The sequence below is a fragment of the Acinetobacter sp. TAC-1 genome (assembly GCF_029025845.1).
Taxonomy (GTDB): domain Bacteria; phylum Pseudomonadota; class Gammaproteobacteria; order Pseudomonadales; family Moraxellaceae; genus Acinetobacter; species Acinetobacter guillouiae.
Genome location: NZ_CP118892.1, coordinates 1,854,059 through 1,874,762 on the forward strand (window position 1 = coordinate 1,854,059; position 20,704 = coordinate 1,874,762).

The window sequence follows — 20,704 nt, forward strand, 5'->3', positions numbered from 1 at the left end:
AGATACGAAACGTGTTTTATTCAAACTCGCCGTAGTCTTTAAAATTGATCTGCTCAAGTTTAAGTGAATAACTGTTCTTTAATTTGGACCAAGAAACTTGCTTAGCTTGATCCTGATTTTCAAACTCACCACCACCTGTAGTGTTTTTAATTTTACCTGTTAGAAAATTGATACTTTTCGCACTGGTTTCACCCGATGCACGATGGAAGTAATCTGTATCATAACCAATCAGCTTAAAAGACTGGTTTTGATAACGGAAAGTAAAAGCATTGTTATAGACAGACCATGAACCACAACTGAGCCAATAATGTAAATTAATTTTAACTAATCCATTTTTGATGGTGAGTGGATCGCCTTCACCTAGAGGGTCAGCAAGACAAGGTGATTCTTGATCACCTTCGGTGGGAAGCGTGAAATTACTTGCAACATGACGATAGCCTTGAGGGGCTTTAAATAAAATTAATAACTTTCGATTGTTTAAATTCAGCTGAGGATTACCTAATCCCTCATTTGTCACAATATTTTTTGGATCCGTATTTTCAATAATTAAAGCAAGATCTGTAAGCTTATCACCATTTAAGTCACCTTGTACTTTACTCAACACTTTCCAGTTTTTAGGGATAAATGATTGATAGTCAGCTTTGGGGTTAGTGTCTGCCCAAACCAAAGTTGAGCATGTTGTTAATGCACAAAATAAAATTAATTCAGTTTTGTTTTTCATTATTTTTCTCCAATAAATTGAACGCTAAAGTTATGAATCAATTCTTCACTATCCCAAGGAATGTTCTCCAAAGTATAGCCTGTCGAAGTTCTCAGTGTTTTCCAAACAATTTTGGATGGCGTTTCAACTTGTGCAAAGATATTTGGCGTTGTAGTCACTTTGGCTTTGTTGCTTAGAAAGTTAAGGCTGGTTTCTTTTAGTTTGCCACTAATTTTATCTAAATCATAAACATCAAATCCAATGAGATGGAATTGATTGTTCTTTAGTTTAAACCCATAGGTATATATCAAGCCATACGTATTGCTACAGGATGACATGGTATTGAATAACACATCTAAGCGTTGATTTTTTATCGTCAATGAGGAGTCATCTAGAGCATCTTCGATACACAGTTCTTCTGAACGATAGGTCCAGTTAGGAATTTGTCGACTTAGCTTAAGTTGTAATTGTTGACCTTTTTGAAAAAGCACTAAAAGCTTTCGATTGTGCTGATTTTCATTTTTAGGTTGGATGATGAGGGCAATATCCTTTTTACCATCTTGATTCAAATCACCTTCTGCTTGAGCAAGAATTTCCCAATTGTTTGGGACAAATTTTTGTAATGAGGTAGAAGGCTGATTTGCAAAGCTTAGCGATGAATAAGCGCTCAGGAGCAGGGCGGTATTTATTATTTTATTCATGATCTTTCTCAATGAATTTATCAAGATATTTTGAGCCTAAAAGGACTTCGGAAAATCCTTTTAGGCAATTCAAACGATTATTTAAAGAAATAACCTGTTTCTGGTGAACTCGCATTTGCCATTCGTTTACGTGGCATACGACCCGCCAAATAGGCTTCACGTCCAGCTTCAACCGCTTTTTTCATTGCTGACGCCATTAAAATTGGATGATGTGCAGCGGCAATCGCGGTATTCATCAATACGCCATCGCAACCTAATTCCATTGCAATTGCGGCATCGCTTGCAGTACCTACACCAGCATCAACCAAAACTGGCACTTTGGCATTTTCTTTAATAATTGAAATAGTATGCGGATTTAAAATGCCTAGGCCAGAACCAATTAAGCTACCTAAAGGCATGATCGCAACACAACCCATGCTTTCAAGTTCTTGAGCCACAATAGGGTCATCCGATGTATACACCATCACTTCAAAACCATCTTCAATCAATGTGCGAGCAGCATCAAGTGTGGCTGTTACATTTGGATAAAGGGTTTTCTCATCACCTAATACTTCCAATTTGACCAGGTTATGGCCATCTAAAAGTTCACGTGCAAGCATACAGGTACGTACTGCGCTATTGGCGTCAAAACAACCCGCTGTGTTCGGTAAGATGGTGTATTTTTCAGGTGGAAGGATTGACAGTAAGTTGGGCTGATCTGGATTTTGCCCAATGTTTACTCGGCGAATCGCCACTGTCACAATTTCAGCGCCACTGGCTTGAATTGCTAAATCAGTTTCTTGCATGTCTTTGTATTTACCCGTACCCACGAGAAGACGAGATTGAAAAGTACGAGAACCGATAATAAGAGGGGAGTTTTCAGTAGGAAAATCTAGCATGGGAGAGCTCCAAATTAGCCGCCACCGACAGCGTGAATGATTTCAATACGGTCTTTTTCAGCAATAGGGGTAAGTTCAAGTTTACTTTTGGAAATGATCATTTCATTCATTTCTACGGCAAAGCGTTTACCTTCGAGTGAAAGTTCCTGAACCAGTTGTAAAAGATTTTGGCAAGCGGTTTCTTGAGGCTCACCATTTAAGAAAATTTGCATATACATTCCATTCGATTGCGCAAATTGTGATGTCTAAAATCAAAATAATTTTATTTAGCGTATTTCAATGCATTCCATGCAAGGACCAGCCAACCTGCAATCATCAGTGCTCCACCAATGGGTGTAATTGCACCTAAACCTCGTGGTAAACCCAGTGCCATGACATAAAGCGAACCGCAGAAAAATAAAATACCAATTTGGATGAGTAAGAAGCTGGCTTTGATTGGAAGTTGAGGGATGACTTTACTGAGAATAGCCAGTGCCAATAGGCCCAGTGCGTGGTAGAAAAAATAATCAGTTGCTGTTTGCCACCATGCCAACTGAGCTTCAGTTGCGTGAGCTTTTAAACCATGTGCGCCAAATGCACCTAAGATTACTGCAAGCGCTAAATTCAGTGCTGAAATTGCAATCCACATAAGCCAGTCATCTGCATAAATTTGCGCATAACATTAACACAATTTCGAAGCGGGATTAAAGGCAAAATCTATTAAGAATAAAGATTTGACAAAAATATCAGGCAAAATAAAAGGGCATGTCGCCCTTTTATTGAAAATATAAATTATTGGTCTGGAATGCAGACCGTTTTGAAGATTTAGTTGGATGACATGGCAACTTTGATTTTGTCCATGGCATTTTTTTCTAACTGACGAATACGCTCAGCAGAGACATTGTACTCTGCAGCCAGTTCATGCAAGGTCGATTTATCATCATCTAACCAACGGCGCTGTAAGATGTTGCGTGAGCGATCATCCAACTGTTCCATAGCGTTATGCAAAGCTGAAGTACTTTGTTCTTCGTAATCTTCTTCTTCGACTAAACGAGCAGGATCATAGCGATTATCTTCGAGATAAAGCGCTGGTGCAACATGAGTTGAACCTTCGTCATCGTCATCACCTTGAGCTTCAAAAGCCGCATCATAAGCGGTTAAACGACCTTCCATTTCCAAGACTTGTTCTGCTGTTACATTTAAGTCATTGGCAATTGATTGTGCTTCTTCAAGTGTAAGTTTTTTACTTGATTTTTTTAGGCTACGTAAATTAAAAAACAATTTACGTTGCGCTTTAGTGGTCGCAATTTTGACAATACGCCAATTGCGAATCACATATTCATGAATTTCAGCCTTAATCCAGTGCACAGCAAAAGACACCAAACGCACGCCCATATTTGGGTCAAAGCGTTTAACTGCTTTCATTAAACCGAGATTACCTTCTTGAATTAAATCACCTTGTGGCAAACCATAGCCCGCATAACTGCGCGCAATATGCACCACAAAACGTAAGTGAGACATCACTAACATTTTCGCAGCATCTAAATCTTGATCGTAAAAATAGCGATCAGCTAACTCTTTTTCTTGTTCAGCTGTCAAGATTGGAATCTGATTTACGGTGCTGATATAAGCACCTAAGTTAACACCTGGTGCAGATAAGGACAGGGGCATCAACTGATTGCTGCTGTCACTCATGGGTTCTCCTTATAGGAATTTCGTTGTATAGCTAATGCATTCATCTTAATTCGAATATTGTACATAAGTAAGGAAATTTGGGTATCGAAATGTAAAAATATATGCAAATTTGCAAAAAATAATTTGAATTGAAAATAATTAAGATTCAATTAAGTAATGAAATTCATGCTCTGATCGTTTAGTCAATTGGCAGGAAATCTTGTTGATCTCGCAATAACGCGTAATATCAATTTCACTGTGTGGATCAGAGGACATTAAAAGAAATATTTGATGAGGCAATGCTCTTTTTAATTCACGCTTTAACATTAATAGAGGCATTGGACAGGGTTTACCCATACAATTTATTTCAATCGCTGTCTGACCTAAAGGTTCATTCATTTTTTGGCAAGGTAACAACAGGGCTATGGAACACATATTTTACCAAGTTTATTGAAACACCCCAACAAAAATTGGAATATTCTTCAACAAATAAAAAATAATCGTGAAGCTGTTTAAAAAACACGCTTGATATCGAAAATAATTATCAAAAAAAATTCTATTAATTGTCATAAACCCATGTTAAGCTCGTTGCGTATTTAGGATTTATCAGAAACAATTCTTGTTTTGAAACCCTATTACAAGATGGATGTAACCGGGATTTTGTTAATAGTTTTACAGAATGATTACAAGCTTTGAAATTAGAAAATATTTTAAAACTTTGTTTGCTCTGCTGTTTGCAACACCGGGTGGTCCCTTTTTCTTAATAACTGAGGATTAACTTATGACAGCTCGTGAACAAGGCGTAGTTAAATGGTTCAACGACACTAAAGGCTTCGGCTTTATCCAACGCGCAGGCGGTGATGACGTATTCGTTCATTTCCGTGCTATTCAAGGTGACGGTCATCGTTCACTTCGTGACGGTCAACGCGTTGAATTCAGTGTTGTGCAAGGTCAAAAAGGTTTTCAAGCTGAAGAAGTTCAGCCTTTAGACTAATCTTAAATTTTTAAAATTTAAGTGGCGCTCCAATTTCTTATAAATTGGGGCGTTTTTTGTTTATAATGGGCGCAATTAAAAGTGTCTACAGTTAGAGCTCGTATTTATGTCATCAGGTTTCGAAACCCTTAATTTACATCCGCAACTTAAACAAGCGATTGATGCTTTAGGGTTTAAAGAAATGACCCCAATTCAGCAAAAAGTATTGAAATATACTTTAGCAGGTCATGATGCAATTGGTCGTGCTCAAACCGGCACAGGTAAAACAGCGGCATTTTTAGTCAGTATTATTAATGATTTGCTCACAAACCCAATTAAAGAACAACGTTTCCGTGGTGAGCCACGTGCATTGATTCTTGCCCCAACACGTGAACTTGCAATTCAAATTGAAAATGATGCAAAAGATTTGGTCAAATATACCAATCTAAATGTCGTGACTTTGGTTGGCGGCGTTGATTTTGATAAGCAAAGAAAACAACTGGATCAAGGTTTTGTTGATATTTTAGTGGCAACTCCTGGTCGTTTAATTGATTTCACAGAACAAAAAGAAGTTTGGTTAGATCAAATTGAATTTTTGGTGATTGATGAAGCTGACCGTTTATTAGACATGGGCTTTATCCCTTCAGTTAAACGGATTGTGCGTTTTTCGCCACGTAAAGAGCAACGTCAAACCTTAATGTTCTCGGCAACATTTAGCTATGATGTTCTCAATCTTGCCCAACAATGGTTATGTGAGCCAGTTACAGTCGAAATCGAACCAGAAAAGAAAACCAATGCTGATGTTGAGCAACGTGTATATGTGGTCGAAAAGAAAGATAAATATCGCTTATTGCGCGAAATTTTGGCAGATGAACCCATTGAAAAAGTGATGATTTTTGCCAATCGTCGTGATCAAGTACGTAAACTTTATGATCATTTAAAAGCAGATGGTTATAAGGTGGTGATGCTATCTGGTGAAATAGCGCAAGATAAACGTTTGAAAATGTTAGATCAATTTAAAAATGGTCAACATAATATTATGATCGCAACGGATGTTGCTGGCCGTGGTATTCATGTTGATGGCGTATCTCATGTGGTGAATTTCACTTTACCTGAACAGTCAGATGATTATGTACATCGTATTGGTCGTACAGGTCGTGCAGGTACACAGGGTGTAAGTATCAGCTTCTTGTCTGAAGATGATGCATTTAATTTACCGACTATTGAGAAAGCGATTGGGCAAAAATTGCCTTTAACGCGACTAGATGGTTATTGCTAAGTTTTTTGTTTCTTTATCGAATTGTGTTTAAAAAAACCCACTTATTTAAAGTGGGTTTTTTATTGGCTATTTTAGTTTAGACGGCTAAACGGATTAACTTGCTTTACAGCTAAAGGTCAATGTAGTTTGATAGTCAGTATCTTTTTCAATACCGTAGTTTTTGCCCATTACTGAACCTAATACGCCTGCTGCTGCCGTGATCATTTTTCCAGTCTGTTCATCGACGACACCTTTTAAACTGCCATGGTATTCAGTTTTTTCATCCACTAACACCGGTGCACCTTTTTTACCGCAAGCCTTGTTTGCTGCAGTAATGGCATTATTTTTTGCGGTAATTTGGTCTTTACCTAAGCCAGTGACTTCATACTGGTTATCTGCTTTTTGAATCGCTAAAGTTTGTGTTGGATTTGATGCACATGCAGTGAAGAGTAACGCTGAACTAGCAAGTAAAGTGATCGTTGTTAATTTATTCATATTGATTCTCAAATTCCTGTACTAAAAATTAAAAAGATACTGCTTTTAAATTAGTTATAATTTGAGCATAGAATATGGGCTAAATATTGAGAAACATGTATAAATTTTGCAGTTTTTTTTAAGTTTATTGATGATTTGGCTTTATTTTCGAAGCCAAAGGGTATCGAAGGCATTTTTTGCGAGCAATCATGCTCATTGATAACCTAACAATAAATTGTATGCAATATTGACAGATGCCAAGTAAATTTTGTCGGAGATAGCTTAATGATTTTAGATTATGCTAATCTTGAAACAAGTGAAATTAACCAGATAATAGATAGGTCAATGTCAGATTTAAACTTCAAAGCAGTACATGACAATATTCATCAACGTCAATCGATTGGTCATTTGGTTGAACCTGCACCTTCACACGCACAACTGAATATTGCATTTAAAGCCGCTTTAACAGCACCCGATCATCATCGTTTAAAACCCACACAATTTATTGTCGTGGATGTTGAGCAACGTGAAGCATTTGGTGCATTACTGGCACAATCTATTGCTGACTTAGGTGAATTAGATCCAGCCCAAGTTGAACGGGTAAAACTTCATCCTTTTAGAGCGCCTATTTTAGTGCTTGCTGTGACTAAATTTCAGGATCACCCTAAAGTGCCTTTTTTTGAACAAACGCTGAGTTCAGGGGCTGCAATTGAAAACTTTTTATTGTCGATGCAGGCACAAGGTTTCGCAACCATGTGGCGGAGTGGGGCTGTGGTCGAATCTAAATTATTAAAATCAGCACTGGGTTTAGCTTAACGAGATTTAATTTCAGGCATTATTTATGTTGGTACAGCGGCAAAAGCGATTGCCCCGCGTGCAGAGATTGAAACAACACAATATGTTCATTTTTGGCAAGCTTGAGTCAAAAAGTTGTTGATATTTTCAGGTCGAAAAATCATTGGGTTATTAGGATAAGCATTTTAGGATAACAATAAATGTCGGATTTACAATTTAAAGATTTAGTTGAACCTATTGTATTGGGTCAGAAAACAGCGTTGCGTGTGACTGTACTGGGTGGTGGTAGTTTCGGTACTGCAATGGCAAATACAGCAGTACGTAATGGTTGTGACACCATGATTTGGATTCGCGATGAAAATATCGCAGCTGAAATTAATGCGACTCATGTCAATAAACGCTATTTACCTGATTTTCAATTGGAGGCGGGTTTACGTGCTGAGTCAAATTTAGAAGATGCAGTGCGTGATCGCGATATTATTCTGGTGGCAATTCCAAGCCATTCTTTTCGTGATGTTCTACGTCAAATTAAACCTTTTATTAGTGCACAAGCCGTTGTTTCATTAACCAAAGGCATCGAAGCAAAAACCTTTAGCTTTATGAGTGACATCATTCGGGAAGAGCTTCCTGAAGTCCCTTATGGTGTTCTTTCAGGACCTAATTTAGCCAAAGAAATTGTTGCAGGACAACCTGCGGGTACAGTGATTGCCAGTGATAGTGAATTAGTACGTTATGCCGTACAACAAGCACTGCATAGTGCCTTGTTTCGAGTGTTTGGCAGTGATGATGTACATGGTGTCGAATTGGGTGGAGCACTTAAAAATATTTATGCTGTTGCAATGGGAATGGCCGCGGCTTATAAAGTTGGTGAAAATACCAAGAGTATGATTTTAACCCGTGCTTTGGCTGAAATGAGTCGTTTTGCAGTTAAATTGGGGGCAAATCCTTTAACGTTCTTAGGTTTGTCTGGTGTGGGTGATCTTTTTGCAACCTGTAACAGCCCGTTGAGCCGAAATTATCAAGTTGGTTTTGCCTTGGGTTCTGGAAAGACACTGGAACAAGCAACCTCTGAATTGGGACAAACCGCTGAAGGGATCAACACCATTGTACAAGTCAATGCGCGTGCAAAGGAGTTGGATGTCTATATGCCAATTACCACTGCATTGTATGAAGTTATTTTTGAAGGTGCGCCACCACTGAATATTGCCGTTTCTTTGATGAAGAATGGGCATCGTAGTGATGTAGAGTTTGTGCTTCCGCATAACGAAGTTTAATCGTGTGTTGTTGGCACAATATTCAAAACTTTAGAGATGGATTTGTAACAAAGCCTCGTTATAATCAGTGCAGTATTAAAAAGGAAATCTTATGCAACTGACTTTGGTGCGTCATGGTGAAGCAGCTCCACCCGTCAATGGGGTGGACAGTAAACGGCCTTTAACACAACGTGGGCATTTACAAGCACAACAAACGGCTAATTTTTTAAAAGAAATCGTGCAGCCGGATGTATTTGTTGTCAGCACTTTATTAAGAGCACAAGAAACATTGGCGCACATACAGACGTACTTCCCGAATATATCTGTATTGGTCTGTGACAAAATAAAGCCAGATGATGATGCAAAATTAGCAATCGAATGGTTGTCACAATTGCCATTTGAACGTATTGTGGTGGTATGTCATATGAATGTTGTGGCACATATTGCAGAACAACTGACACATGAACATTTTAATCCTTTTGCCTTGGCAGAGGCTCGTATTTATGAGCAAACTGTGATTGCAAATGGTCTATCTACACAAGATAAAGCCTTTATTCCAACTGTATAAAAGCATTGTTAAAAGAACTTAACGGCAGAAAACGATAAATGTTGTACTTATGGATGCCTGAAGCCAATGGGGTTTGGCAGTGGTCTCGAGGAAGTGATTGGACTAAATCTTCGAGCCTAGAACAATTAATACAAGATATTAAACTTTACCAAGGTGAAGAAGCTGTGGTTTTCTTCCCAAGTCGTGAAGTGCAAATTCTTCAACAGAAATTCAGTAAAACTCAATATAAACAATTGGGTGTAGATGGTGTCAAATATTTATTAGAAGAATATGTGATTTTGCCGATTGATCAGATGAAAGTGTTTTCACACTTTCAACAACCCGATCAGGTTTCAATATTGGGGATTCATCAATATGCTGTCACCACAATGCAGCATTCCTTGTCATTGATTCCGTTAAAAATTGTCTCTTTATTACCTGACTTTTTGATGCTGCCTGTACCAGAAGTCGGACAGACGATTTTGGCCAATGTTAACGGGCAATTATTGGTTCGAGAAAGTGAGTTTCTGGGTAATTCGATTGATGATCTGAATGTATATTTGGATTTCGCTGATCGAGAGAAAAGCTATTTATATAGCGGATTTACAGATGAGCAAGCGGTCAGCTTATTTGCGATTGCTACAGCGGATCAGTGTGAGCCTTTTGATTATCAATTTAGTGAAATCAAAAAACCGAAACTACATCCTTATAATGTATTGCCAAAAGCCAAGCAAGCCAATCAAGGCGTTTCTCGTTATTGGCAAGCCTGTGCAGTTTTGGTGGTTGTTTTGATCATTGCGCAATTGAGTTACGATGCTTTGCGTTGGATTAAACTGAAGAAAGTTGCGGATCAAACTGCTTTGATTGCAGTGGATCAGTACAAAAAATGGTTTCCAAATGAGCAACGGATTACAGAAGAGTCTGTAGAACGTCAGTTTAAAAATAAATTGGCACTGAGTCAGAGTGCAAATACCCAAGCCTTACAATTACTCAGCCGTGTGGGGCCAATTTTGATGCAGCATCAGATTATTGCCAGTCGTGTGAATTATGATACAGCTGTGTTAAATATGGATCTGGTGGCGAAAAATGCTGAAGGCTTACAAACCTTGGTGACGCAACTGAATCAACAGGGCTTTAAAGCAGAATTAGGCAATGTTCAGACGCAAGGTGCATCTGTCGTTGGTTTGGTGAAGATACAATAATGAAAACAATGGAAAATGTACAAAATCGACTGGATATATGGTCTGAGAAAATCGCAGAGAATTTAGAAAAAATATCTCCACGTGAACGTGTCATGGTTATTTTTACTACGATTTTTGTCATTGTGGCAATTGTGGGGGCGGCGTTGTGGTACACCCATAAAGCTGCCGAAAAACAACAAGCACGTTTAAATCAGATGAAAGATCTTGTGGTGTGGATGCAAAGTAATGTGGTGGCCATGAAGCCCGCAGATGATTTGGCATTAACTACTGCGGATAAAATTCAGCGTGTGGCTCAACAACAAGGGCTTTCGGTTACCTCGCAGCAAGTGGGTGAGCAATTTCAGATTATTGCACAACATCAAAACTATGCCGTTTTAGCTAACTTTTTAACCCAAATTGCCCAAATGGGTGTGAGTTTGGAAAAGATGGAGTTAGCCAAAGAAGGTGGGCAGATTAAATTAACAGCGACGGTACAGTAGTAGTGAAAATAAACACAGTTCAAGCATAGCCTTTTCAACATACTGTGCCTATAATATGGCAACTTAAAAAGCAGTAGACTTTTGTAGCTATGATGTATTCACTTGCTCGCCCTTTGTTGTTTTCTTTAGCACCAGAGCGTGCACATGAACTCACATTATCCATGCTTAAATCTGCCCATAAAATGGGGGCGATTCGTCAAACTGTTGCTGCCAAACCAGTCACTTGCATGGGAATTGAGTTTCCAAATCCAGTTGGTTTAGCAGCAGGACTGGATAAAAATGGCGCTTATATCGATGCCTTAGCGGGTTTAGGATTTGGTTTTATTGAAATTGGAACCATTACGCCTAAGCCACAAGAGGGCAATCCCAAGCCACGCCTTTTCCGTATTCCCCAAGCCAAAGCAATTATTAACCGTATGGGGTTTAATAATGATGGCGTGGATCAATTGGTTGAGAATGTTAAAGCCGCAAAATTTAAAGGCATTCTTGGTATCAATATTGGTAAAAATGCCACAACACCAGTTGAAGATGCAGTTTCCGATTATTTAGTTTGTCTTGAAAAAGTTTATAACTACGCATCTTATATTACTGTTAATATCTCATCTCCAAACACCAAGAATTTACGTTCTTTACAAAGTGGCCATGCGCTCACTGAACTTTTGGAAACACTCAAAAAACGTCAGTTAGAGTTGGCAGAAGAGTTGCAACACTATGTTCCGTTAGTGTTGAAAGTTGCACCAGATCTAGAAGCTTCAGATATTGAATTTATTGCATCACAATTGTTGCAGTTTAAAATTGATGGATTGATCGTGACCAATACAACATTATCCCGTGAGGGGGTTGAAGGTTTGCCATTTGGTGATGAAGCGGGTGGTTTATCAGGTGCGCCCGTATTTGAAAAGAGCACGGCATGTTTGGCGGCTTTTTCAAAAATTTTACAAGGTAAAATTCCTTTGATTGGTGTTGGTGGAATTTTATCTGGTGAACAAGCTGTTGCAAAACAACAAGCCGGTGCAAGCTTAGTCCAAATTTATAGTGGTATGATCTATACAGGTCCTACACTCATTAAAGACTGTGTTGACGCTATGATTTAAAATATGAATACCTTAGACATTATTATTCTGATTCTATTGCTCATTGGAGGGCTAAACGGTTTGCGACAAGGATTCGTGAAAGCCTTTGCGAACTTGATAGGATGGATTTTTGCACTGATTGTCGGTGCTAAATATGCCAATATCATCGCGCCTTCAATGTCTGCACTCAGTCAGGATCCTGTGGTGCAGAAAATTGCTGCATTTGCTTTTATTGTCTTGGTCATTATTGTTTTAACATGGATTGTCACAGCCTTACTCAATCAGATTTTAAAAACTTTAAAACTCGGTCCGTTAAATCGTTTAGCTGGAAGTGCTTTAGGGACCTTGAAAGGTTTGTTCATCGTCCTCATTACTATGCAAGGTTTAGGGCCGTGGGTTGAAAGTTCTCCAACATGGAAACAATCCAAATTCATTCAGACGCTGTTACCATTTGCACCTTTGGCATCTGAAATCTCTAAAGATGCTGCAAATGAAGCATTACATCATATACATTCAGAAGATCGTTCCGATGATACTTCTGTAACTAAGGCTGATCGATCATCGGATACTCAAAGCGATGAAAAATCAGCACATTCGACAAAGAATCCGTTTTATTAGTCCTAGCTGGTCTGCGAGGTAGTTATGTGTGGAGTCGTTGGTATAGCAGGTAAAGCACCTGTAAACCAAATGTTATTTGATGCGTTGACGATGTTACAACATCGTGGGCAAGATGCGGCTGGGATTGTGACTTGTCATAATGGACGTCTTTTTCTAAGAAAAGATAATGGTATGGTACGTGATGTATTTCATACACGCCACATGCGCGCATTACTCGGTAACTATGGTATTGGTCACGTGCGTTATCCAACTGCTGGTTCTTCAAGTAGTGCAGAAGCGCAGCCTTTCTATGTAAACTCACCTTATGGGATTACATTGGCGCATAATGGTAACTTAACCAATGCGGCTGATATTCACGATGACTTATTCAAAACTGACTTACGTCATATGAATACGGACTCAGACTCAGAAGTATTGCTAAACGTTTTTGCTCATGAATTGCAAAAATGTGCATCATTAACGCCAATGCCTGAAGATATTTTTCATACAGTTAAACGTGTACATGAGCGTTGTAAAGGTGCTTATGGCGTTGTTGCAATGATCACAGGGCATGGTATCGTAGGTTTTCGTGATCCGAATGGTATTCGTCCACTGATCTATGGTTCGCGTTTAACTGAAAATGGTGAAACAGAATATATTATCGCTTCTGAATCTGTTGCGATTACCGCGTTAGGTTTTAAAGTAGAACGTGATATTGAGCCTGGTGAAGCGATCTTTATCAATTCAAAAGGTGAGTTCTTTTCACAACAGTGTGCGGCAAATTCACGTTACCGCCCATGTATTTTTGAATATGTCTATTTTGCGCGTCCAGATGCAACTATTGATGGTATTTCGGTATATAAAGCACGCTTGAAAATGGGTGAAACCCTTGCGAAGAAAATTCTTCGTGAATGGGGGGATATGCATGACATCGACGTGGTGATTCCAATTCCAGATACGAGCCGTACTTCTGCTTTAGAATTGGCGAATATGTTGGGTGTGAAATTCCGTGAAGGTTTCATGAAAAACCGTTATATCGGTCGTACCTTTATTATGCCGGGTCAGCAACAACGTACCAAATCTGTTCGTCAAAAACTCAACCCTGTAGAGCTTGAGTTTAAAGGCAAGAACGTTTTGTTAGTTGATGATTCGATTGTACGTGGTACCACTTGTAATGAAATCATTCAAATGGCACGTGATGCGGGTGCGAAAAAAGTCTATTTTGCCTCTGCTGCACCGATGGTGAAATATCCAAATGTGTATGGTATTGATATGCCAGCAAAAGCAGAGTTGATTGCTTCACATCGTAGTGTTGAAGAAATTCAGGAGATTATTGGCGCTGATCGTTTAATCTTCCAAGACTTGGATGATTTAAAAGCGGCAGTAAGAACCAGTAAAGTACCTGTTATTCAGGATTTTGATTGTTCAGTATTTGACGGTGTTTATGTCACAGGTGATATTGATGAGCAATATTTAACTGATCTTGAGCAAAGTCGTAGTGATACTGCGAAAAAAGAAAAAGATGGTTATATTGATGTCAATATCGATGCAGCATCTGTGGATTTAAGCGGTATCAAAGAAGAAATGTAAGCAACTTTGATTTACATTGAGAAAAAGCGGGAAGTTCCCGCTTTTTTCATTTATAGTATTTTGCAATGTAATGAGGAATTTTACATTGAAAGATGTCAGTCATTATTTGATAAAAAACAAGAATATGTTGTGGTCTGCAAGTATTTGCTTACTTGCGGTCATTTTGACCATTTTTATTCTAAATACTGTTTTAGGGCTGCTGGTTCACTATGTGGATCCAGATCAAGAGATCTGGTGGAATATTCTCAGCCCTTACTGTGTTGGTTTGATCATCGTCATCATTGGTTGGTCAATCGCATATGAATTTTATGTGTTCCGTACAGGTGGTCACTCACTTGCAAAGCAATTAAAAGCTCGTCGTTTAAGTCAAATTGAAAGCACTCCAGAAGAAAGTGTGGCCTTAAAACTCGCAGATAAATTTGCAGAGACTTTTGAGATTGATGCACCTACATTGTATGTATTGCCAGATGAAGTCGGGGTCAATGCTTTAACTGCTGGGTTTCATCCAAGAGATACGGTGATTATTCTGACCTGGGGCGCATTACAGAATCTGGATGAATTAGAGCTTTATGGTTTATTGGGGCATGAGTTTAATCAAATTCTATCCGGTGAGGCACGTGAAAATACCCGACTTAAAATTTTATATAGTGGTTTAATTACCTTTAGCCAGTTGGGAAGTAAAATTGCGAAACAGGGCTTTAATCGTTATAACGCCAAGGGAAATCAGCATAAATTTGAAACCAGCTTTGTCGCAGTGGGTGGGGTGATTTGGCTGCTCGGCAGTATGGGGATTTTAATTAATCGTTTGATTAAATATTTCACTTTGGGTGGTCGTACTTTTTATAACGATTATAAAACTAAAAAATTGTTGCTTAACAATGCCAATGTACAAACCTTATTACGTATCTATGTGCATCACGCAGGTTCTCAAATTCATAGCGAGTTTTCCGAAGCTATTGCGCATATGTGTTTTGCCAATTCCTTAAGTCCGCAAAGTTGGTTAAATATCCATCCAAGTATTGAAGACCGTATTTATGAGTTAAACCCAACACTGTTACAGGATCTACAGCTGGAAAATTTAAAAAAATTACGTAGTCAGCCTTTATTTAGTTTGTTGCGTCCTTTGGAAGAATCAACAGGGGATGTTTATAACCCGTGGGTATCTCCACAGCCTTTACCTTTATTACGCTTATCTCCAATTAGTTTTGCTTTAAACGATGCAATTAAACCTTTAAATCCAGAAGTACGCCGTCAAATTGAACGTTCTGACTTGATTCAGCGCGCTATGCAAACTGCAACGGGTTCTCGTGAGGTGATGGTCGCCATCTTAATGATTCGACAGTATCGCGAGTTTATTCCGTCTGACGCGGAGGTAAGTCGTGCCATTATTGACTCACTTTTAAATTTAGATGGCCGGGTACATATTCAAATTTTCCATGATGCCTGTGAAAACCTTGGTAATATGCCTGCGACCAGTGCACGTCAATTCGTCACCAAGCTAGCGAAAATTATTCAAGAAGATGGCGAGATTGGTTTGTTGGATGCATTGCTGATTGAGCGTGTAAAGGCTGAATTGCATTTGTTGCCGATGCATACACCGTCATCCTTGGAAACGGTTAAACCACAAATTGTGCGCTTGATTGATGCCTTGCTGCATGTACAGCAAATTAACAGTGCCAATCAGTTTGATGTACGTTATGAGATTTTAGAACGGGTTTTGTCTAAGGATGAGTTAGAACTGTTTGAAGAAATCTCAGATGAACCTATTGATTTGGGTGAAATCTTAAATGATATTGCAGGGTTATTATTACGTGATCGCCTAAGTATTTTGGGTGTGGCTGAAATTTGTTTGTGGAATGATCGAATTATTACCCAAGATGAATTAGATGTACTGCAATTGCTGTATTGGCGACTTGGCTTTGCCACAGACGATATCGTAGATCAAATGCAGAAAAAGAACAGTGTGATGATTATTTAACAAGGGTAAAGTGAGTTGTAGATAAAGCCATCATAGCAATGATAATAAAAAGAATTAACTGGGAAATGCTAACACCACTTGATCTTAAGCGGTGTTAGAAAAAACGCTGAATTAACTCGCCATCGCATCGACAGAAAGCTCAGCCACGGTTGGCTTGGCTTTTTCTGCTTTTAGACCTAGCTTATTAAACAATTGTTTGTCTTTGCCTTCACCAGCATTTGGTGTGGTTAATAATTTTTCACCACTAAATAGCGAGTTTGCACCTGCCATAAAGGCTAAAGCTTGATCTGAGTCAGTGAGCGATTCACGGCCAGCAGAGAGGCGGATATAGCTGTGTGGCATGATAATACGCGCAACCGCAATCGTGCGAATCCATTCTGTGACATCAAGTTTTTCAACATCAGCAAGTGGTGTGCCTTCAATTGGAACAAGCATATTAATTGGTACAGATTCAGGATGAACAGGCAGGGTTGCTAATTCATGTAATAAACCAATACGATCATTACGATTTTCACCCAATCCAACAATACCACCACTACAGACTTTCATCCCCGCATTACGGACATGATCCAAGGTGTCTAAGCGATCATCAAAAGTACGGGTGCTGATGATATGTGAATAGTATTCACGAGATGTATCTAAGTTATGATTGTAATAATCTAGGCCTGCTGCATGTAAACGTTCAGCTTGTGATTGGTTGAGCATACCCAGTGTCATACAGGTTTCTAAACCTAATGCTTTAACTTCGCGGACCATTTCGAGGACATAAGGCATATCACGCTCATGTGGGTTTCGCCATGCTGCACCCATACAAAAACGCGAAGAACCTGATTCAATGGCTTCTTTTGCTTCACTGATCACTTTGTCAACTGCAATACGTTTTTCAGCTTCTAATTTTGAATCATAGCGTGCAGATTGCGAACAATATTTGCAATCTTCAGGGCACTTACCAGTTTTAATTGAAAGTAAAGTACTGACTTGAATGGTATTGGCATCAAAGTGTTCACGATGAGTTTGCTGTGCTTTGAAAACTAAGTCTAAAAAAGGCTGTTCATATAAAGCTTGAATTTCTTCACGAGCCCAGTCATTACGTACTGTCATTAATTAAATCCATGATAATCATTATCTATCCCTGTATATAATACATAATTCATGCCAATTCCATAGGGCAAAAAAGTCCAAATACGATGGTATCTTACGATTAAAAAGATCAAGAGTATAGAAAACTAAAATTATAAATATAGTTGCAAAGTTAACCACATTCCTTGTGATTTACTCACAAAATTTTAACTTTAATTTTTATTAACTTCAGTGTATTGGTCATTAAAATATTCAAAAATTACGAACTTTGCAACGATCTGAAAATTATCACTCGGCACAATTTAAGGGCATCAATGGGCTGAAATTTGGTGTTGTTTAGCATTTTGCTCGGTAATTGCCCAATCAATATGGACTTGCACAACTTCATCATGTAAGGCTCTATTTTGGGTCAATGCTGAAATAATTTGGGCTGAATACGGTGCATTACCTAAGCCAATTGCAATATTGCGCATAAAGCTTTGAAAGCCTGTACGTCGGATGGGGCTACCCTCAGTACAATTGAGGAAGGTTTGTTCATCCCATTGCCATAAATCCAATAAGTTAATATCGTCTAGGCCATGACGTGGGTTAAAGTCTTCAATCGAAGCTTTTTTGGCAAAACTGTTCCAAGGACAAATCAGTTGACAGTCATCACAGCCAAAAACACGGTTACCAATACCACGTCTTAACTCTTCAGGAATGATTCCCTTATATTCGATGGTTAAATAGGCGATACATCTGCGTGCATCCAGCATATACGGCTCAACAATCGCTTGAGTTGGGCAAATATCGATACAGGCTGAGCATGAACCACAATGATGCGTTGCTGGTTCATCAAAGGGCAAATCAAGTGAAGTAAATAATTCACCTAAAACAAAAAAAGAACCCGATTTTTTATGAATCAATAAAGTATGTTTACCAGTCCATCCCATACCCGCACTTTCTGCCAATGATTTTTCAAACACCGGCGCTGAGTCGGCAAAGGGGCGGGATTCAAACGGACCAACTTTTTCTTTAATGAGGGTTGCCAAGGTTTTTAGCCGACCACGCATGATTTTATGATAGTCACGTCCACGTGCATAACGGGCAATAATTGCTGCATTGGGCTCATCTGGTACATAACGCGGTTTTGGTGTTTCCACCAAATAATTCATTCGTACACAGATGATACTTTTTGTGCCTGGAACCAGTAGTGTTGGATCCGCTCTTTTTTCTAAATTTTCTTCTAAAAACTTCATATCGCCATGGTATCCGCGTTTTAAATATTCTTTAAATCGTGGTAATTCAGCTTGAGCATCAGGACGAGCAATGACACAATCAGCAAAGCCCAGTTGCAAAGCCTGTTGTTTGATCCAAGATTTTAGTTCTTGAAGATCAAGCTGTTGCAAGGGAATGGATTGCGAAGTTAAAGTTGCCGACATAATGAATCAATGCGCTATAAAATAGTGAGAAGAAAAGGACAGAATGATGCATCAGCAAGTTTATCACAGCCGTGAAATACAAGCATGGGAAGCGCGTTGGTTTGCTCAGCAAAATAGCGTTTTTGGTTTAATGCAACAGGTGGCTTGGTCGATTGCGCAACGCTTAAATATTTTGTTTCAACAAGCTTCTCCCTCAATTACCACTGTTGCGCTGTGGTGCGGTGCAGGAAATAATGCTGGTGATGGCTATTGTGTTGCTCATTATTTGCATCAATACGGTTATCAAGTCGAAATATTTGCAACTGAAGCAGGGCATTCTCAGCAGTTAAAGGCGGCAATTGAATTAGTACAGACAGATAAAATAAAAATCCATCCACATTTTAATATCCAAAAGCGCTTTGATTGTCATATTGATGCACTGTTTGGTATTGGTTTAAACCGTGATTTGGACGATCCATTGCAAGCGATTATTCAACACTATAATGCCCAATCAGGTTTAAAAGTAGCCATCGATATTCCAAGTGGTTTAAATGCCAATACTGGACAGCCATTACCTGTTGCGGTAAAAGCAGATCAAACATTGACTGTTTTAGGCCTAAAAGTGGGCTTGTTTACAGGGCAGGGTCGAGAATATGCGGGTCAAATTGAGCTCATTTCAATTGTTCCAATAGACCCACAATTAAAAGCAGTCGCACAGTTGTCACCTACCCAGATTCAATTGCCACAACGCCAAGCGTTCGGCCATAAAGGCAGTTATGGGCATGTTTTGGTGGTCGGTGGGCATGCAGAGATGGGCGGTGCAGTCATGTTAGCTGCTGAATCTGCATTTAGTGCGGGTGCAGGAAAAGTCACGATTGTATGTCATGCCAAGCATCACACAGCAATTCTGGCACGCTCTCCTAACATCATGCTAAGAGATATCAATGCTTTAACTGATGTGGATATTCAAAATTTATTAAGCCATGTGGATGCTGTCAGTTTTGGAATGGGTTTAGGGCGTGATGCTTGGGCGAAACAACAATTTTCAAAATGGTTTTCACCCATTCATTTAACCCCACAGCTACAAGTGGTTTTAGATGCTGATGCTTTATGGTTTTTAGCTGAACAAGCTGTTCAACTCAATCAACGAACTTACCTGACGCCTCATCCAGGTGAGGCTGCTAAATTATTAAATTGCTCAGTGGCAGAGATTGAAAATGATCGTATTGCTGCGATTCAAAAACTTCAGCAAAAATATTCAGGACAATGGGTACTTAAAGGTTCTGGAAGTTTGATTTTAGAAAAGCATCTATGGATCTGTACTGCGGGGAATGCAGGCATGGGCACTGGTGGAATGGGAGATGTTCTTGCAGGAATGATTGCCAGTTTAAAAGCACAATTTGATGAAAATATTCACTTACATGAAATTGTCACCTTACATGCTTTGGCAGGTGATAGGCTCGCAAAAAACGGTATGCGTGGTTTACAGGCCCAGCAAATGCGCGATGCTGTGTACTATGTGGTCAATCATTGTCAGGAGTGAGTATGCGATGAAAGCGGTTAAATTGTTAATTCGAGGTAAAGTTCAAGCTGTAGGCTATCGTCGTTGGTTTGAAAAAGAAGCCTTACAATTGGATTTAAAAGGCTATGTGAAAAATCTAACTACAGGCGAGGTTGAAGCTGTTGTGGTCGGAGATGAACAAGCGATTTTAAGTTTGATTCGTCATTGCTATGTTGGGCCTTTACGTGCTGATGTGAGCAGCATTGAACAACAAAACCTGAATCATGATTTAGACTATACGGATTTTAAGATGATTCGTTAAAGAGATCATTTAGAATAGCAACCACATACTGATATAAATCAATATTACCTATGATGATCAACAAAATTTTATTAAGCTGTATTTTGATGTGCGGTATTCATACTGAGCTTGTCGCACAACCAGTAGACGCTGTGACGAATAAGAATAAGATTGCTTTAAAAGATTTGGACTTTAAAACTGTGATGAAATCTTTTATCAACAGCAGATCCAATATGTCAAAATCCCTCAATTAGATCAGAGCAATATACAG

At 39.0% G+C, this 20,704-nt stretch carries 22 protein-coding genes and 1 pseudogene; 13 read left to right on the top strand and 10 right to left on the bottom strand.

Features of this window, described 5'->3' with window-relative positions:
• Positions 1 to 16 precede the first annotated feature (16 nt).
• The 7 genes from PYV58_RS08575 to PYV58_RS08605 form a co-directional block, all read right to left on the bottom strand.
• Positions 17 to 721 carry a hypothetical protein gene (locus tag PYV58_RS08575; RefSeq protein WP_034616899.1) on the bottom strand — a complete coding sequence of 235 codons (705 nt, stop codon included), beginning with the start codon at positions 719 to 721 and terminating at the stop codon, positions 17 to 19.
• Positions 721 to 1,401, bottom strand: a complete 681-nt coding sequence (locus PYV58_RS08580; protein ID WP_034616895.1) for a hypothetical protein — start codon at positions 1,399 to 1,401, stop codon at positions 721 to 723. The genes PYV58_RS08575 and PYV58_RS08580 overlap by 1 nt, the downstream gene beginning before the upstream one ends.
• A gap of 77 nt (positions 1,402 to 1,478) precedes the next feature.
• Positions 1,479 to 2,279, bottom strand: a complete 801-nt coding sequence (locus PYV58_RS08585) for a thiazole synthase (protein ID WP_004719418.1) — start codon at positions 2,277 to 2,279, stop codon at positions 1,479 to 1,481.
• A gap of 14 nt (positions 2,280 to 2,293) precedes the next feature.
• The gene (thiS, locus tag PYV58_RS08590) at positions 2,294 to 2,491 is read right to left on the bottom strand and encodes a sulfur carrier protein ThiS (protein ID WP_004719420.1); all 198 of its coding nucleotides are present in this window, start codon (positions 2,489 to 2,491) and stop codon (positions 2,294 to 2,296) included.
• Between the two features lie 50 nt (positions 2,492 to 2,541).
• Positions 2,542 to 2,907: a DUF423 domain-containing protein gene (locus PYV58_RS08595; protein ID WP_004719421.1), complete on the bottom strand. Its 366-nt coding sequence runs from the start codon at positions 2,905 to 2,907 to the stop codon at positions 2,542 to 2,544.
• A gap of 176 nt (positions 2,908 to 3,083) precedes the next feature.
• Positions 3,084 to 3,953: an RNA polymerase sigma factor RpoH gene (gene rpoH / locus PYV58_RS08600; RefSeq protein ID WP_004719424.1), complete on the bottom strand. Its 870-nt coding sequence runs from the start codon at positions 3,951 to 3,953 to the stop codon at positions 3,084 to 3,086.
• A 138-nt stretch (positions 3,954 to 4,091) separates the two neighbouring features.
• Positions 4,092 to 4,331 (bottom strand): sulfurtransferase TusA family protein, encoded by a 240-nt coding sequence (locus PYV58_RS08605; protein WP_004822372.1) that lies wholly within the window; start codon positions 4,329 to 4,331, stop codon positions 4,092 to 4,094.
• Between the two features lie 382 nt (positions 4,332 to 4,713).
• Between PYV58_RS08605 and PYV58_RS08610 the strand changes: the two genes are divergently transcribed.
• Positions 4,714 to 4,926: a cold-shock protein gene (locus tag PYV58_RS08610; protein WP_004822370.1), complete on the top strand. Its 213-nt coding sequence runs from the start codon at positions 4,714 to 4,716 to the stop codon at positions 4,924 to 4,926.
• Between the two features lie 106 nt (positions 4,927 to 5,032).
• Positions 5,033 to 6,184, top strand: a complete 1,152-nt coding sequence (gene rhlB, locus PYV58_RS08615; protein WP_004719428.1) for an ATP-dependent RNA helicase RhlB — start codon at positions 5,033 to 5,035, stop codon at positions 6,182 to 6,184.
• A gap of 93 nt (positions 6,185 to 6,277) precedes the next feature.
• On the opposite strand, the gene PYV58_RS08620 is transcribed toward rhlB, so the two are convergent.
• Positions 6,278 to 6,658: a hypothetical protein gene (locus PYV58_RS08620; RefSeq protein WP_004719430.1), complete on the bottom strand. Its 381-nt coding sequence runs from the start codon at positions 6,656 to 6,658 to the stop codon at positions 6,278 to 6,280.
• A 324-nt stretch (positions 6,659 to 6,982) separates the two neighbouring features.
• Here PYV58_RS08620 and PYV58_RS08625 point away from each other — a divergent pair.
• The 9 genes and pseudogenes from PYV58_RS08625 (at position 6,983) to PYV58_RS08665 (ending at position 16,151) form a co-directional block, all read left to right on the top strand.
• Positions 6,983 to 7,558 (top strand): annotated as a pseudogene (locus tag PYV58_RS08625) (nitroreductase family protein).
• 74 nt (positions 7,559 to 7,632) lie between these two features.
• Complete coding sequence (locus PYV58_RS08630) at positions 7,633 to 8,706, top strand: NAD(P)H-dependent glycerol-3-phosphate dehydrogenase (protein WP_034616890.1); 1,074 nt, start codon at positions 7,633 to 7,635, stop codon at positions 8,704 to 8,706.
• 91 nt (positions 8,707 to 8,797) lie between these two features.
• On the top strand, positions 8,798 to 9,253 hold the full coding sequence (locus PYV58_RS08635) for a phosphoglycerate mutase family protein (protein WP_004822364.1): 456 nt from the start codon (positions 8,798 to 8,800) through the stop codon (positions 9,251 to 9,253).
• A 38-nt stretch (positions 9,254 to 9,291) separates the two neighbouring features.
• Positions 9,292 to 10,434, top strand: coding sequence for a type II secretion system protein GspL (gspL, locus tag PYV58_RS08640; RefSeq protein ID WP_275059799.1), 1,143 nt, complete (start codon positions 9,292 to 9,294; stop codon positions 10,432 to 10,434).
• Entirely contained in the window at positions 10,434 to 10,913 is a 480-nt protein-coding gene (gspM, locus tag PYV58_RS08645; RefSeq protein ID WP_034616883.1) for a type II secretion system protein GspM, read from the top strand. Before gspL ends, gspM begins: the two co-directional genes overlap by 1 nt.
• Before the next feature lie 89 nt (positions 10,914 to 11,002).
• Positions 11,003 to 12,007, top strand: a complete 1,005-nt coding sequence (locus tag PYV58_RS08650) for a quinone-dependent dihydroorotate dehydrogenase (protein WP_004719442.1) — start codon at positions 11,003 to 11,005, stop codon at positions 12,005 to 12,007.
• 3 nt (positions 12,008 to 12,010) lie between these two features.
• Complete coding sequence (locus PYV58_RS08655) at positions 12,011 to 12,604, top strand: CvpA family protein (protein ID WP_004719444.1); 594 nt, start codon at positions 12,011 to 12,013, stop codon at positions 12,602 to 12,604.
• A 24-nt stretch (positions 12,605 to 12,628) separates the two neighbouring features.
• Positions 12,629 to 14,173, top strand: a complete 1,545-nt coding sequence (purF, locus tag PYV58_RS08660; protein ID WP_004719445.1) for an amidophosphoribosyltransferase — start codon at positions 12,629 to 12,631, stop codon at positions 14,171 to 14,173.
• 85 nt (positions 14,174 to 14,258) lie between these two features.
• The gene (locus PYV58_RS08665; protein WP_275059800.1) at positions 14,259 to 16,151 is read left to right on the top strand and encodes a M48 family metalloprotease; all 1,893 of its coding nucleotides are present in this window, start codon (positions 14,259 to 14,261) and stop codon (positions 16,149 to 16,151) included.
• Between the two features lie 111 nt (positions 16,152 to 16,262).
• Here the strand turns inward: PYV58_RS08665 and bioB are convergent, their stop codons facing one another.
• Both bioB and queG read right to left on the bottom strand, forming a co-directional pair.
• Complete coding sequence (bioB, locus tag PYV58_RS08670) at positions 16,263 to 17,252, bottom strand: biotin synthase BioB (protein WP_004719449.1); 990 nt, start codon at positions 17,250 to 17,252, stop codon at positions 16,263 to 16,265.
• A gap of 290 nt (positions 17,253 to 17,542) precedes the next feature.
• On the bottom strand, positions 17,543 to 18,652 hold the full coding sequence (gene queG / locus PYV58_RS08675) for a tRNA epoxyqueuosine(34) reductase QueG (RefSeq protein WP_034616876.1): 1,110 nt from the start codon (positions 18,650 to 18,652) through the stop codon (positions 17,543 to 17,545).
• 46 nt (positions 18,653 to 18,698) lie between these two features.
• On the opposite strand from queG, the gene PYV58_RS08680 reads away from it, so the two are divergent.
• Together PYV58_RS08680 and PYV58_RS08685 are read left to right on the top strand one after the other, a co-directional pair.
• Entirely contained in the window at positions 18,699 to 20,174 is a 1,476-nt protein-coding gene (locus tag PYV58_RS08680; protein ID WP_034616873.1) for a bifunctional ADP-dependent NAD(P)H-hydrate dehydratase/NAD(P)H-hydrate epimerase, read from the top strand.
• 7 nt (positions 20,175 to 20,181) lie between these two features.
• Positions 20,182 to 20,454, top strand: coding sequence for an acylphosphatase (locus PYV58_RS08685; protein WP_034616870.1), 273 nt, complete (start codon positions 20,182 to 20,184; stop codon positions 20,452 to 20,454).
• Positions 20,455 to 20,704 lie beyond the last annotated feature (250 nt).

Excerpts from the sequence above, each read along its gene's own strand:
- PYV58_RS08575 (WP_034616899.1), bottom strand. The coding sequence starts at position 721 with ATGAAAAACAAAACTGAATTAATTTTATTTTGTGCATTAACAACATGC.
- PYV58_RS08580 (WP_034616895.1), bottom strand. The coding sequence starts at position 1,401 with ATGAATAAAATAATAAATACCGCCCTGCTCCTGAGCGCTTATTCATCG.
- PYV58_RS08585 (WP_004719418.1), bottom strand. The coding sequence starts at position 2,279 with ATGCTAGATTTTCCTACTGAAAACTCCCCTCTTATTATCGGTTCTCGT.
- thiS (WP_004719420.1), bottom strand. The coding sequence starts at position 2,491 with ATGCAAATTTTCTTAAATGGTGAGCCTCAAGAAACCGCTTGCCAAAAT.
- PYV58_RS08595 (WP_004719421.1), bottom strand. The coding sequence starts at position 2,907 with ATGTGGATTGCAATTTCAGCACTGAATTTAGCGCTTGCAGTAATCTTA.
- rpoH (WP_004719424.1), bottom strand. The coding sequence starts at position 3,953 with ATGAGTGACAGCAGCAATCAGTTGATGCCCCTGTCCTTATCTGCACCA.
- PYV58_RS08605 (WP_004822372.1), bottom strand. The coding sequence starts at position 4,331 with ATGAATGAACCTTTAGGTCAGACAGCGATTGAAATAAATTGTATGGGT.
- PYV58_RS08610 (WP_004822370.1), top strand. The coding sequence starts at position 4,714 with ATGACAGCTCGTGAACAAGGCGTAGTTAAATGGTTCAACGACACTAAA.
- rhlB (WP_004719428.1), top strand. The coding sequence starts at position 5,033 with ATGTCATCAGGTTTCGAAACCCTTAATTTACATCCGCAACTTAAACAA.
- PYV58_RS08620 (WP_004719430.1), bottom strand. The coding sequence starts at position 6,658 with ATGAATAAATTAACAACGATCACTTTACTTGCTAGTTCAGCGTTACTC.
- PYV58_RS08630 (WP_034616890.1), top strand. The coding sequence starts at position 7,633 with ATGTCGGATTTACAATTTAAAGATTTAGTTGAACCTATTGTATTGGGT.
- PYV58_RS08635 (WP_004822364.1), top strand. The coding sequence starts at position 8,798 with ATGCAACTGACTTTGGTGCGTCATGGTGAAGCAGCTCCACCCGTCAAT.
- gspL (WP_275059799.1), top strand. The coding sequence starts at position 9,292 with ATGTTGTACTTATGGATGCCTGAAGCCAATGGGGTTTGGCAGTGGTCT.
- gspM (WP_034616883.1), top strand. The coding sequence starts at position 10,434 with ATGAAAACAATGGAAAATGTACAAAATCGACTGGATATATGGTCTGAG.
- PYV58_RS08650 (WP_004719442.1), top strand. The coding sequence starts at position 11,003 with ATGATGTATTCACTTGCTCGCCCTTTGTTGTTTTCTTTAGCACCAGAG.
- PYV58_RS08655 (WP_004719444.1), top strand. The coding sequence starts at position 12,011 with ATGAATACCTTAGACATTATTATTCTGATTCTATTGCTCATTGGAGGG.
- purF (WP_004719445.1), top strand. The coding sequence starts at position 12,629 with ATGTGTGGAGTCGTTGGTATAGCAGGTAAAGCACCTGTAAACCAAATG.
- bioB (WP_004719449.1), bottom strand. The coding sequence starts at position 17,252 with ATGACAGTACGTAATGACTGGGCTCGTGAAGAAATTCAAGCTTTATAT.
- queG (WP_034616876.1), bottom strand. The coding sequence starts at position 18,652 with ATGTCGGCAACTTTAACTTCGCAATCCATTCCCTTGCAACAGCTTGAT.
- PYV58_RS08680 (WP_034616873.1), top strand. The coding sequence starts at position 18,699 with ATGCATCAGCAAGTTTATCACAGCCGTGAAATACAAGCATGGGAAGCG.
- PYV58_RS08685 (WP_034616870.1), top strand. The coding sequence starts at position 20,182 with ATGAAAGCGGTTAAATTGTTAATTCGAGGTAAAGTTCAAGCTGTAGGC.